12 protein-coding genes are annotated in these 13,363 nt (G+C 33.1%); 4 read left to right on the top strand and 8 right to left on the bottom strand.

The window, feature by feature from the left end; all coding sequences use genetic code 11:
- Positions 1–134: 134 nt before the first annotated feature.
- The 3 genes from mdrL (at position 135) to LWE_RS07190 (ending at position 2,243) form a co-directional block, all read left to right on the top strand.
- Positions 135–1,328, top strand: a complete 1,194-nt coding sequence (mdrL, locus tag LWE_RS07180) for a multidrug efflux MFS transporter MdrL (RefSeq protein WP_011702221.1) — start codon at positions 135–137, stop codon at positions 1,326–1,328.
- Positions 1,329–1,460: 132 nt separating this feature from the next.
- Positions 1,461–2,009, top strand: coding sequence for a DUF2975 domain-containing protein (locus tag LWE_RS07185; protein ID WP_011702222.1), 549 nt, complete (start codon positions 1,461–1,463; stop codon positions 2,007–2,009).
- Between the two features lie 15 nt (positions 2,010–2,024).
- Positions 2,025–2,243 (top strand): helix-turn-helix domain-containing protein, encoded by a 219-nt coding sequence (locus LWE_RS07190; RefSeq protein ID WP_041176345.1) that lies wholly within the window; start codon positions 2,025–2,027, stop codon positions 2,241–2,243.
- Between the two features lie 383 nt (positions 2,244–2,626).
- On the opposite strand, the gene LWE_RS07195 is transcribed toward LWE_RS07190, so the two are convergent.
- The 4 genes from LWE_RS07195 to LWE_RS07210 all read right to left on the bottom strand — a co-directional run bounded on the left by LWE_RS07195 (position 2,627) and on the right by LWE_RS07210 (position 7,697).
- Positions 2,627–2,872, bottom strand: coding sequence for a hypothetical protein (locus tag LWE_RS07195; protein ID WP_011702224.1), 246 nt, complete (start codon positions 2,870–2,872; stop codon positions 2,627–2,629).
- Positions 2,873–3,046: 174 nt separating this feature from the next.
- Positions 3,047–4,828: an InlB B-repeat-containing protein gene (locus tag LWE_RS07200; RefSeq protein WP_011702225.1), complete on the bottom strand. Its 1,782-nt coding sequence runs from the start codon at positions 4,826–4,828 to the stop codon at positions 3,047–3,049.
- Positions 4,829–5,015: 187 nt separating this feature from the next.
- The gene (locus LWE_RS07205) at positions 5,016–6,356 is read right to left on the bottom strand and encodes a MucBP domain-containing protein (protein ID WP_011702226.1); all 1,341 of its coding nucleotides are present in this window, start codon (positions 6,354–6,356) and stop codon (positions 5,016–5,018) included.
- Between the two features lie 171 nt (positions 6,357–6,527).
- A complete protein-coding gene (locus tag LWE_RS07210; RefSeq protein WP_011702227.1) occupies positions 6,528–7,697 on the bottom strand; it encodes a thiolase family protein in 1,170 nt (389 codons plus the stop codon).
- A gap of 149 nt (positions 7,698–7,846) precedes the next feature.
- Between LWE_RS07210 and LWE_RS07215 the strand changes: the two genes are divergently transcribed.
- Positions 7,847–9,013, top strand: coding sequence for a hydroxymethylglutaryl-CoA synthase (locus tag LWE_RS07215; protein ID WP_011702228.1), 1,167 nt, complete (start codon positions 7,847–7,849; stop codon positions 9,011–9,013).
- Positions 9,014–9,037: 24 nt separating this feature from the next.
- Here the strand turns inward: LWE_RS07215 and LWE_RS07220 are convergent, their stop codons facing one another.
- From LWE_RS07220 to LWE_RS07235, 4 genes are all read right to left on the bottom strand, one after another.
- Positions 9,038–9,637, bottom strand: coding sequence for a VanZ family protein (locus LWE_RS07220; protein WP_011702229.1), 600 nt, complete (start codon positions 9,635–9,637; stop codon positions 9,038–9,040).
- A 69-nt stretch (positions 9,638–9,706) separates the two neighbouring features.
- The gene (locus tag LWE_RS07225) at positions 9,707–10,951 is read right to left on the bottom strand and encodes an MFS transporter (protein WP_011702230.1); all 1,245 of its coding nucleotides are present in this window, start codon (positions 10,949–10,951) and stop codon (positions 9,707–9,709) included.
- 18 nt (positions 10,952–10,969) lie between these two features.
- Positions 10,970–12,238 (bottom strand): alkaline phosphatase family protein, encoded by a 1,269-nt coding sequence (locus LWE_RS07230; RefSeq protein ID WP_011702231.1) that lies wholly within the window; start codon positions 12,236–12,238, stop codon positions 10,970–10,972.
- Between the two features lie 58 nt (positions 12,239–12,296).
- Entirely contained in the window at positions 12,297–13,334 is a 1,038-nt protein-coding gene (locus tag LWE_RS07235; protein WP_011702232.1) for an AI-2E family transporter, read from the bottom strand.
- Positions 13,335–13,363: the final 29 nt, after the last annotated feature.

Consider the following 13,363-nt stretch of genomic DNA (forward strand, 5'->3'; position numbering starts at 1 on the left):
ATTGTAAGCGATAAACATCAATAAGTAAAATATTTACATATGTAATAAATTATATATGTAAATATTGACATTAGTATTTATCAAGCGTAATATAATAATTGAGTTTTATTTGGAAAGGGAAGTGTAGTTGTATTATGATAACAGACAAGGAAATGAATACAGGGAAATGGATTACTGCAGCAGCTAGTTTGCTCGCATTTATGGGAATAGGGGTAGTTGATCCACTTTTACCTTCTATAGCAGAAAGTATTGGGGCATCGCATTCTCAAGTAGAAATGTTGTTTACTGCTTATATTTTTACCATGGCGATTATGATGATTCCGATTGGTATAGTTGCAGGGAAATTAGGGGATAAAAAGCTAATTGTTATCGGACTTTTTATTGTTACTATTTTTGCGTTATTATGTGGATTGTCAGATACAATTGGGGCGCTTTCAATTTTTCGTGCTGGTTGGGGATTTGGTAATTCGATGTTTATGGCTACAGCAATGACAATGCTTATTGCTTTATCAGAGACGCCAGGACATGCAATTGGTATTTATGAAGCTTCTATGGGGCTTGGAATGGCTTTTGGACCTTTGCTAGGTGGTATTTTAGGTAATATATCATGGCGTTATCCATTTTTTGCAACAGCTTGTTTAATTTTTATTGCATTTTTACTTATTTTATTTAAGGTGAAAGAACCTAAGAAGGTTGTGCAAGCTCCAACTGAAAAAAATGAAGTTGCCATTAAACAAATGTTACATTTATTTAAATATCGACCATTTTTGCAAATTGCATTTAGTGGCATGTTTTACTATTATTGTTTCTTTACTATACTAGCTTATTCACCACTCGTTCTTGGATTATCAGCTATTCAAATCGGTTTTGTATTTTTCGCTTGGGGACTTTGTCTAGCACTTGGTTCTGCCAAAATTTCTCACGCACTAGAATTTCGATTTAATAGCAAACAAATACTTAAGGGTTCCTTACTTGCTTGTGCGGTAATTTTAGCCTTGCTTGGTTTTATTGATAATACAGCAGTTGATATTGGTTTAATCGTTATTTCTGGACTAATTTTAGGAATAAATAATGCTTTATTTACAACAACTGTTATGGAACATTCACCATATGCAAGAAGTGTCACTAGTGGCGCATATAACTTTGTGCGTTGGTTGGGTGCAGCATTTGCACCGCTTTGCTCTGGATTACTCAGTGAAGCATTTGGGCTGAAAATGCCATTTATTGTTGCTAGTGTTATTTGTTTAGCTGGTATGGGTTTACTCTTCATTAAATTAAAGCCAGCACATTTTACCTTACAACAATCGACTTCAGTAAAAAGTGAATAAAATCAAAGTGGCTGAGTAATTTACTCAGTCTTTTTTTATGTTAAGAATTAATTATTTAACGTTTATCATTAAAAATATATTGACACGAACTATTATTTATAGGTATAATCAAGAAAAAAGGGAGAGATTCACATGAAACTAAAACGTTTACAAAAAATGAGTTCATTTCTGCATGTTGTACTTAAAATTTTATCGGTAAGTTCAGTGGTAATAGCAATAATCGTCTTTTTTATGAAATTATTTAATAGCAAAAATATAATAATGAACAAGTTGGAATCAGATACTATTTTTTATTTTCAAACAGAATTTTTTGCCATTCCAGATAATCAGCAGTATATTCAAACGGAGCAGTGGATTTTAGTTGGTGTTGCCATTTTTACTTGTATTTTAATCGCGTGGCTACTATGGATTGCTAGTCTGATTTTTAAGGACTTATCAACTGGATTTACGCCTTTCAGTGAGATTGAAATCAATAGATTGCGGAAAATTGCAGGCTTATTACTAATTTATGCCTTAGCTCCACAAATATTGTATTCTGTTTTGCATACCATACTAATACCGGGTTATAGTTTTACTTTTGGACTGAACATGTCATTTTTCTTTGCAATTATTTTTTATTGTTTAACAGAGATATTTCGTTATGGGGCGTTGTTGCAAAAAGAATCAGATGAAACTTTATGAATGGGGCGAAAAATGATGGCAATTGTATTGAGGCTGGATCGTATAATGGCCGATCGTAAAATATCATTAAATCAACTATCCAAAGAAGTCGGCGTAGCAAACGTCAACTTATCTAAAATAAAAACTGGTAAAGTAAGTGCAATTCGTTTTTCAACTTTAAATGAAATATGTAAAGTATTAAATTGTCAGCCAGGTGATATTTTAGAATATGTCAGTGATGATTTTAGCGAGTAAGAATCAATAATCAATAAAAATCGTGTTAGATTGGTTAATTCTAGCACGATTTTTTATATTTTTAATAAGTAAGTCTGTTTACATAATACATATTACTTCCTATAATATATATTATGTAAACTAGAAAATTACAAGTATAATTAAGAGAGAATTTATACCCTCTCTCAATCTTTTATTATCTTTTAGAGAAATATTTGTTATATAAAAACCAATTGAAAACAGTGCCTAACAACAATAGTATCCCGGCAATCCAAATGAAATTTTGATTCATATGTATATACGAAATATACAAGCCAATAATCAAGATAATAATAACTCCGAAAAACAAACTAATAATTCTTTTTCTCAACACATTCATCTCCTAGTTGTTATTAGTTAAATAATTATTCAGCAATACCCCACTCAATTTCATTACGCGCTTCATCTAAAGTTTTTCCTTCTAATTTAGCTTTTTTTAGAAGCTCTTCCAAAGAATTGAAATCTTGACAATATGTTCCGTCATCTCTAGCTAAACTACTGTCACCATTAGGCCCATGACTAATCCAATAATTAACATCATGGTATGTAAATAAATATTCCTCTCCACGTGAAAGTCCTTCTTTAAATAGCATATAATCGTCTTTATTCATAAATATTACCTCACTTAGTAGTACTTAATAGTCATATAATTGTTTATAGTTTCACTATGATTTTAACATATCTATCAATTTAGAACACTTTTTATAAGTATTATTCATTAAAAGTACATAAAAAAAGAAGACAAATTTCGTCTTCTTTGCTAGTTTTTTTGATAAAAAATTTTATTATTTAAGTTGTTTTCTCCAAAAAACTAGAACACTTGCTAAGCTTATGCATAAAACACCTAAAAAGATTGGTAAAAAGTTATTTTCATCGCCTGTTGAAGGTAACTGTTTGTTGGAAGGTTTTGAGGTTTTTCCTTCAATTGGATTGGGGCTTGCAGTCAGTTTCATATTCGTATTTGATCCATTATTTCCTTTTGCAGGTGTTCCTTTATCATTTTTTGGACTGGTATTTTTTGCAAATCGGGCGTATAAAGTGATGTTATTTGCAGGCATAATATCTGATGCAAAATCCCATTTGTTTCCACCTGTTTTTGCGTCATACCACCCAGTGAATGTGTATCCTTCTTTCACTGGAGCGGTTGGCTCTGTTACTAAATTTTGATATGCAACACTTTCGGTGGTTTCTTTCCCGTCAATGTTAAAAGTTGCAGTATAATTATTGATGCTAAACTGTGCGTATAATGTGATATCATTTGCAGGCATAGTATCTGATGCAAAATCCCATTTGTTTCCACCAATTTTTGCGTCATACCATCCAGTAAAAGTGTACCCTTCTTTCGTTGGAGTAGCAGGTTCTTCTAAAAAGCTATCCACTTCAACCATTTCATTAGTTTCTTTTCCCTCTATATTAAAAACTACTTTATAAGATACTGCTTCTTCTTGCAAGGGTTGATATACTATACCTTGAAAGATAGCAGTTTCTCCTTGGCTAATTGGAATGGTTTGGTAATAAACATAATTAACTTCAGGAACATAAGTAGGCAAATTCCAAGTGATATTTGGACTATTATACTTTCCTTCATCACTTATATAATCAGGTAATGGGTCTAATAAAGTGCCATCAATTCCTATCACATTATTAGGAATACTTAAATCAGTTTGAAAAGGTATAATAGGATTATTAATATTTTGACCACTAATATTCAAGTAGCTTAAATTATTGGCTAGACCGGATAAAGAACTTATATCCTTAATCTGGTTATCATCTAACGAGAGAGATGTTAAGCTAGTGAGATTCACTAGTGAGCGAATATCACTTATATTGTTATCAATTAAACTTAATTCCGTTAATTTCGTTAAATTGTTCAAATAAATTAAATCACTATCTTTTAACCCATCTTGATCTAAAACTAAATTTCTTAAATTAATTAAATTGGCTACTGGACTAAAATCGCTTATTGGAGAAATTCTTACTGTCAAACTTTCTAGATTGGTTAAATTAGATAAGGCACTGATATTGCTTAATTTTGGAGAAGCTATCCATAAATCAGTTAAGTTAGCTAAATTAGATAGAGCACTGATATCACTTAACTCCAGTGAACCTACAGTGAAATTGGTTAAAGTAGTTAATCCAGAAAGAGCGGTAATATCCTTTAGTTGTAAATTCTCACCTAAATTAAGATTTTTTAAGTTAGTTAATCCAGCTAAATTATTTATATTGCTTATGTCATTCTCATTTAAGTCTATTTTCACTAAATTGTTTAAATATTGAATACCTTCAATCGATTTGATATTCTTATTTCCCCCGTTAAGGATTGTTAATGTGTCCAACTCATTTTGAGAGATTATATCATTTACACTGGTCTTTCCTAATTCGACTCGCATAACTTCAGCTAAATCAGAGTCAGGAAAAAGCTCATTAATAGCTGTAGGTTGTGTGATGGTATCTGCTTGTACTTCTGTTTCATTACCTATAATAATCCACATACTGACAGCTGCAATTAACATTAAAGCTAGAAGATTTTGAGTTATCCTAAGCAGTAAAATACATTTTGTTTTCATTTTTAATCTCCTTTTAATTCATCATAATATCATACTTATTATATACCCTTTAAATATAACAGATAACTCCCATGATAGTTTACTTAAACATGTCATTTTTTAGATTAATTGTGACAAGTCTATTAACTTCGCTCCCATTTAGAAAATAAAAACCTTAACTACCAAATGTAATTAAGGTTAATTCAACTTATTTTGTACTTTTTCTTGTAGTAAAGATGTAAATAGCACCTATTAATAGGCCGAAACCGATAATGGAAGATAAATTATTGGTTGTATCACCTGTTTTCGGTAATTCATAAGTGTTTGCTGGTTGAATAATATTTTTTACTGGCTTTTCAAATGAGTTTGATAAGCTTTGAGTAACTGTTTCAACAATAGGTTTCACTATTTTAGTAGGTTCATTTGTTGTCGAAATACCTTTTCTTAAAATAGTGGGTGTGATAGGTTTGGTTGGATTAGTCGGAACAACTATCTCACTGTCGTTATCTTTACTATAAATATAAGCTACTTCTTGGCTTTCAGTTGTAAATATGCCACTCCGATTAGTGGGTATTTTAGTTAATGAGTAACCTTCAAAAGATTTTTCTTCTGTTTCAAAAGTTGCCCCAATCTCCCCTGTCAAATTGATTTGATCAGCAAGTTGATTGCCATTTGTGTCTTCGTAGGTTACAGTGACGTCTTTTGCTGTTTCTAGAGGAGTCGTCATTTTTTTATATTTGAAAACGACGAGCTGCGGCTGGTTGGTATAAGTCCCAGTTTGATTTGGAGGCATTTGGCTTAATTCGTAACCATCCATTGTTTTTATTTCTGCTTGATAAGAAGCGCCAATTTTTCCAGAAAGTATTTCTTCTGGTGCGATTGCCTCATTGGTCTCTTCGTCGACATATTGGATAGACACATTTTCTCCATCGACAAGAGTTTTTTCATAAACATAATTCACTTGTGTAATGTTTGTGTTTGTTGTGTAGGTTCCAGTTGCATTTGTAGGTGTTTCTTTTACCTGAAAACCGTCAATTGTTTTTGGAAGGGTTTTATACTCTTCACCGAGCTTCCCAGACATTGTATCTGATGGTGCTAGTGTGTGGCCTGCTTCATCCACAAAATTAATTTGCACTCTTGCTTTCTCAATCGCTGTGAATGGCCCGGCTAATTTGTATGATACTTGCCCCGGATAAGCAACAGGATCAATGACACTCCCAGTGATAGTGAAATAATTTAATGTATCTCCTGGTTCAAGTGTTTTAGGTAATTTAAGGCGGAAACTCTCAGCATTCTCTACAGTATAATCCGTAATATAATATTGTTTATTGTTTAAAAGGACATAAGCTGCGTTACCAGGATACTGCATGGGTACTTCTTGTTGCAATTTCCCGGTAATATAGTCATCACCAATATAAAGTGGATCAACTTGAGGAGCTGGTATATTTAGCATTAATGGTGCTGCTTTGGCTGAAAATGGATTGAAAGTCAAACTAATGATGGACATAAATATAATTAAAATAAATATGCTTCTTCTATGCTGTTTCATAGGACCTCCTGTTTGTTGGAATAACTATATTTTAGCACCAAAAACGGTTGAATGCGTATTTTCGTAAGATATTTCACAAATTTAACTTATTCTTGTTCACGAAAATGACAAAAAATACAATCAAAAAAGCTAAAATCAGAGAATAACTGATTTTAGCTTTTATTAATATAATTAAGCTCTTTCAATAACAATAGCGATTCCAATACCGCCACCAATACATAAGGAAGCTAAACCGACTTGTTTATTTTCATGTTTTAATTCATTTAATAACGAAACAACAATACGAGCACCAGAAGCACCAATTGGATGACCTAATGCGATTGCTCCACCATATATGTTAAGTTTCTCTTCAGGTATTTTCAAATCTCTAGCTACTGCCACTGATTGAGAGGCAAAAGCTTCATTTAAGTGGAATAAATCAATATCATCTATAGAGTACTCACCTTTTGCTAAAGCTTCATTTACTGCATAATATGGTGCATAGCCCATAATCGCCGGATCAACACCTACTTCTGAAGTAACTTTGATTGTAGCCAAATAAGGAATATTTTCAGCAATTGCCTTTTCTTTAGACATTAATATAACAGCAGAAGCTCCATCATTGATACCAGAAGAATTACCAGCAGTAACTGTTCCATCTTCTTGAAAAACACTTTTCAAAGTAGCTAATTTTTCTAACGTAGAATTAGCTCGGATTGTTTCGTCACCCTCGAAAAATGAACCATTCGGTAAGCGAACAGGAACAATTTCTTCTTCAAAAAGATTTTTTTCTTGGGCATTTGCGGCTTTCATTTGCGAATTATGGGCAAATTTGTCTTGTTCTTCTCTCGATACAGCAAATTTTTTGGCAACATTTTCAGCTGTAATTCCCATATGATATTCACCATAAACATCTGTTAATCCATCAATCAGCATACTATTCTTTAAGTTTTTCGAATCAATTTCTTCGCCATAAAATTCAGGGTTAAGTAATAAAGGAGCTTGAGACATATTTTCAGTCCCTCCTACTGCTACGATATCGGCCTCCCCGAGTTGAATAGCTTGTCTACCAAGCATAATGGCTTTTAAACCTGATCCACAAACTTCATTAATTGTCACACCTGGGACTTTATAAGGTATTCCGGCTTTGATAGCTACTTGTCTAGCCACGTTTTGACCAAGACCTGCTTGTAAAACATTTCCAAAAATAACTTGGTCTATGCGTTCTGGAGCGATGTTGGCTCTTTCTAAAACGCCTTTTAAAGCGATAGCACCAAGGTCTACTGCACTTACATCTTTCAAACTACCACCAAATTTTCCAATTGGTGTTCGAGCGGCATCTATTATAACTACTTCTTTCATAGCAATCTCCTTTAAATGTAATCTACTCGTATTATATCATGAAACTTACTAAAAACTCACTAGATTAAGCCCAATGTATTGTATTTTAAGCATTTTTCTACTAAAATTGAAGTACTTACAAATAAAATATAAAGGACTTGAGACTACAAATGAAAATTGGAATTGATAAAATAGGTTTTTATACTCCTTCGTTTTATGTTGATATGACAGAACTTGCTGAAGCTAGAAATATTGACCCAAATAAATTTACCATTGGAATTGGTCAAGATAAAATGGCTTTTGCCCCTATCAGCCAAGATTCCGTAACAATGGGCGCTAATGCAGCGTTACAAATTTTAAATGAAGAAGATTTGAAAAAAATTGATTTAGTTATTTTAGCAACAGAATCGGGAATTGACGAATCAAAAGCTGGAGCGGTTTATATTCATCGTTTACTAGGCATTCAACCATTCTCACGTGCCATTGAAATAAAAGAAGCTTGTTACGGAGCTACAGCTGGTATTAATTTAGCCAAAGATTACGTAGCAAAACATCCTGAAAGTAAAGTGCTTGTAATCGGCTCTGATATTGCTCGTTATGGCCTTGAGACTGGCGGTGAAGCAACACAAGGAGCTGGAGCAGTTGCGATGGTTATTTCGGCTAATCCACGTTGCATTACACTAGAAGATGATAATGTGTTTTATACGGAAGATATTATGGATTTCTGGCGTCCAGTCTATTCTGAGTATGCATGTGTAGAAGGTAAATACTCAACTGAACAATATATCCATTTCTTTCAAACCATTTGGGAGAAATATCGAGAGAAATTCGGTAAGAAATTAGATGATTTTGCAGCTATCTGTTTCCATTTACCTTATACAAAAATGGGGAAAAAAGCACTAGATACCATTATTGAAACTGCTCCGAGTGATGTACAAGAAAGATTGCTAGAAAATTATCGCTTAAGTACCTTATATAGCCGTAGTGTTGGTAATATTTATACGGGTTCCTTATATTTAAGTTTTATTTCTTTACTAGAAAATCAAGCGAATTTACAAGCAAATGATAAGATTGGATTCTTTAGTTATGGTTCCGGAGCTGTTGGCGAATTTTTCCATGGAACGCTTCAACCAGATTTTAAAAAGTATATTCGTACAGAGGAACATGCTGAATTATTAGCAAATCGTACGAAACTCTCTATTTCAGACTACGAAACGAAATTTAAACAACAACTACCAAAAGATGGCTCTACTTTTGAAATTGATCCTTCGAGCGACCCTGCACCAATTGTTTTAACAGGTATTCAAGATCATAAACGTCAATATATAAAAAAATAACACTAAAAAACCGACTAAGCTAAATCAGCTAGTCGGTTTTACTTTGAGTTGTTTGAATTTTCCCTTGGAGAAAACCCTGATGATAATATATCCAAGCATTATACCACAAACATTGAGGAAAACATCTCCGGTATCAAAGAATCCCACATGCATAATATACTGTGCTCCTTCTACTGCAAAAATTAACATTCCGGCTGCTAGTAACGCAGTGAAAAATCCTCGTTTCTGTAATAAAAAACCAATAGGTACAAAAGCTAGTACATTTCCGACTATAATAACACGTAAATTCCCAGATAAGAATGTGTCAATAAAACCAAACGTATCGCTTGAAAACCCTTGAGTCCCCGATGCTTTCCCGAATAATAAACAAAATAGAATACTGAAATAAATAATATAGCAAAAAACGAGCAATGCCTTATTTATTTTCCAGTTTACTAATTGAACTGCAACTAGATAGAGTAATATTGCTATGATACCAACTGTAATGTAGCCCATATGACTAACTGTGGCCATTACGTGCTTTAAGTAAAAATATAGCCAGCCTTGGAACCAGGAAAAATACATGATTACTGAAGCGAAAATGGAAACGATTGGTAAAACTAGAATGATAAAGTATTTTTTCATCCTGGTGCCCTCCTTTTCATTTGTTAAAACAAGATTAACATACGAAAATAAGGACTTTCTTAAAAGGATTTAAAGATTTTCTAAGTTTTTCTCTTTTACAAACAAAAATAAAATACCGCCAACGAGGAAAAGAACAATCAAGCTAGCTACCCCGTATTGCGTTTTACCCGTAATTTGTGTAATCACACCCATAAGCGCTGGGCCCATAATTGCTGAAAACTTTCCAAAAATATTATAAAAACCATAGAACTCATTAGAACGTTTTTTAGGAATGATTTTTCCGAAAAAGGATCTACTCAATGCTTGTATACCACCTTGTGAGGTACCAACCAACATCGCTAACATCCAAAAGTCGAGCGCTGTTTTCATAAATACGGCATAAACACAAATAATAATATAGACAAATATTGCTGTAAAAATGAGCGGTTTAGCACTAAAACGTTTAGCTAAATATCCATATAACAAAGTAAACGGAAAGGCAACTAATTGCGTCATTAATAGAATTAATATCAATGTCGTTTGTGATATACCAAGATCAATTCCATAGGATGTTGCCATGCGGAAAATTGTATCTACTCCATCAATATAGAAGAAATACGCAATTAAAAAAATAACAATATTTTTATGTTCACTAATATGACTCACTGTATGAAATAAACGTTTGAAGCTAGTTTTTACAGGGTTTTTTACCGCAGGAATATAGTGGATTTGATGAACATTTTTCCACATTGGAATTGTGAAGAACAGCCACCAAAGGGCAGTCATAACAAAACCAATGTTTACGAGAGCCGCATCACTAATAGGTAAAATCCCTGTTGCTTGAAAAATAATGAAAATAATAAACGGAATACAACTCCCTAGGTACCCATAGGCATATCCAGCAGATGATACTTTGTCCATTCGATCATTCGTTGTGACATCAATTAAAAAAGCATCATAAAAAATATTTGCACCCGAGAAGCCAATTAATGATAGTACGTAAAACCCTAGTAGTAACAACCAAGCATCTGTAGGAATAAAAATTAATAAAAATGTAAAAGCAATACCAATTGTTGTAAATAGACCAAAAAATCGTTTCTTGAAAAATTGGTAATCAGCAATCGTACCAAGTATTGGTGCAAGTAAAGAGATAAGTAAAGTACCAATAGAGTTAGCATAGCCCCAGTAAGCAGTCGATGTTGTATCGGCAATTCCTGCATTAGCAGCTACCCCTTTAAAATATATTGGTAAAATGGCGGTGGTAATCATAATGGAATAGGCAGAGTTCGCCCAATCTTGAAAAATCCAACTTTTTTCTTCTTTTGTATATGCCAAATATGTTTCTCCCCTTTTCTATTCAAATAGCGCTTCTATCACTGTACCTGCTGTATTTGGAAATTGTAATCCTAAAATTTTGGCAAATATTGGAGCTTCATCTACTAAGTGCGCACTGGCTATTTTTTTGCCTTGGTTAATACCTGGTCCATTAAAAATAATCGTGGTTTTGTAATCTGGTTTATTAGGAGAATAGCCATGTACTGCTTTGTAATAGCCGGGTTTCCCAAGCATTTCTTCCGTTACTTCTTCGTAAAGTGGCCCATATAAATCATCCATAAAGTAGTAACCCGATTTTCCTTCTACCATAAAAGTAGCACCAGTGTCTGCGCCGCGATGCGCTATTTCATCAGAAGTTAAAATTTGTTCCAATTCGGACATATCTTGAAGTAAAAGTTCGATTTCTTGATTATATTTAGTATTTTTCGTGTAAATATAACAGGAACCATCACAGCTTTTAGCATATACTTCCCAGTTAATAATCTTCTTATCTTCCACTGTCACCCAACCTTTTTCAGCAAAAAGGATATTTAGACGAATTGCATGTGTTACATTGATTTGATAATGGTCACCTAAAATAGCAAAAACGGTATTTTCATAAATTCCAGCTTCTTTTGTAGCTTGAATAATTTCAGCTAATCGCTTATCGTGTCTTTTTAAAGCAGCTTTTGCTTCTGCTGAATGGACTCCGTGTGCATGTCGCATACTATCCATATCGACTAAATGTGCTAGGAGCAATGTTGGTCTTTTGGTTTTAATCGTATCCATTACGCTCGCAGTTAAAAATATATCTAGTTCTGGTTGATTAATCCCTTTTCGTAACTGCCCGAATTTCCGTTCCATATCAATTAAAAATAATGGTGAACTACCATGTAAAGAGACCATTATTTGTGTTAACCAAAAACGATTTGGAAAAATTTCGGCAATATTATAATCAATGCCACTTTTTGCTGCCACTGGCCATAAAAAAGCTGCAGTTGTCATACCTTGTTCTTTTGCTAAATCATATAATGTAGGTACTTGAATTGCTATTTTATACCAAAACCAGTCTGGTGAATCCTTATCGGGCTGGACTTTGGTATTATTAATAATACCGTGAGTCGCTGGATAATGCCCAGTAATTATACTAGTATGAGCTGGATATGTAAGTGATGGATAGATTGTCTCTACTTCTTGAATATGTGTGCCAGACTGGATTAATTCATGCAATACTGGTAAATCAGATGTATCTTTTAAATCTACTGCTCCCAGTGCATCTAATGAAATAACAATGAGGTGTTTTTCCACTATTCGTTCCCCCTTCAAAAAAAGGGTTTCCAATAAATCTGGAAGACCCCCGCGTAAATTACGTATGACTAATTGTGTCTTTAAGCTGTTCATCTTCTTCTTGATTCGTAACACCTAGCACATCTAAGAAGAACATTACAACCGGAATACCAACGATTAATCCCCAAATACCGAAGAAATGCTCTCCAAAAATAAGGATAATAAAAGTATAGAATACTGGTAGATTCGTTTTTGCTGACATAAGTTTTGGATTAAGAACATAAGATTCTAAGGCATGAATAATAATCACGACTATGAGAATGTAGAAAATATATTCTAATCCTCCTATAGAATAACCAATGATAGTTAATGGTACGAGCGAAATAATCACCCCTGCTACAGGGATTAACCCAAGCAAGAAAACCATTATTGATAGCGTCATTAATTGAGGGAAACCTAAAATCCATAGTGCAATAGTGGTTAAAACAGCATTAACGAGCGCAATAATAAATTGTGCTTCAATCACTTTACCAAAAGTCGCAACAAATTTTGAACCAAAGAATTTTACTTCTTCATAAATAAAAGCAATTTTACTTGTTGAAAATTGATTGGTAAAAGAAATTAAATGTTCTTTTCCAAGTGAGAAAAACAAACTTAACATGAGCGCAATAAACACATTCATTAATACTGTGCCGACATTAGTTAAATAAGTAAGAATCATTGAAACGCCTTGCTCGGTATACTTCATAATATCAAATTGATTAGCTAAACCAATAATATAGTTAATGAAATCATTATTGCTATCCGTTGTTAAAAAATGATTACCAAATTTAACTAATTGATTTATTTGATCAGCTAAGACAGGAATATACTTTACAAAAACAAATACAATTACTGCTGCAATAACTACATACAAAAGTAACACAATAATTTGTCGATAAATGGAAATTCTCCGCAATATAAAATTTTCTAAGCGGGTAATGAGATAAGAAAAAATGAATGTTAGTAAAATAATATTCATTTGACTTCTTAATAAATATAAAACGAATGCAATTAAAAGAAAAACACCAACACGACGTACACTTCTATTCTGTAAAAATGAATTAAGTTCTTTCAAAAATGGAAAACCTCCTAAACTAAATCTCT

It is taken from the genome of Listeria welshimeri serovar 6b str. SLCC5334 (assembly GCF_000060285.1).
GTDB classification, from domain to species: Bacteria; Bacillota; Bacilli; order Lactobacillales; family Listeriaceae; genus Listeria; species Listeria welshimeri.

Excerpts from the sequence above, each read along its gene's own strand:
- LWE_RS07205 (WP_011702226.1), bottom strand. The coding sequence starts at position 6,356 with ATGAAACAGCATAGAAGAAGCATATTTATTTTAATTATATTTATGTCC.
- mdrL (WP_011702221.1), top strand. The coding sequence starts at position 135 with ATGATAACAGACAAGGAAATGAATACAGGGAAATGGATTACTGCAGCA.
- LWE_RS07195 (WP_011702224.1), bottom strand. The coding sequence starts at position 2,872 with ATGAATAAAGACGATTATATGCTATTTAAAGAAGGACTTTCACGTGGA.
- LWE_RS07185 (WP_011702222.1), top strand. The coding sequence starts at position 1,461 with ATGAAACTAAAACGTTTACAAAAAATGAGTTCATTTCTGCATGTTGTA.
- LWE_RS07190 (WP_041176345.1), top strand. The coding sequence starts at position 2,025 with ATGGCAATTGTATTGAGGCTGGATCGTATAATGGCCGATCGTAAAATA.
- LWE_RS07220 (WP_011702229.1), bottom strand. The coding sequence starts at position 9,637 with ATGAAAAAATACTTTATCATTCTAGTTTTACCAATCGTTTCCATTTTC.
- LWE_RS07210 (WP_011702227.1), bottom strand. The coding sequence starts at position 7,697 with ATGAAAGAAGTAGTTATAATAGATGCCGCTCGAACACCAATTGGAAAA.
- LWE_RS07215 (WP_011702228.1), top strand. The coding sequence starts at position 7,847 with ATGAAAATTGGAATTGATAAAATAGGTTTTTATACTCCTTCGTTTTAT.
- LWE_RS07200 (WP_011702225.1), bottom strand. The coding sequence starts at position 4,828 with ATGAAAACAAAATGTATTTTACTGCTTAGGATAACTCAAAATCTTCTA.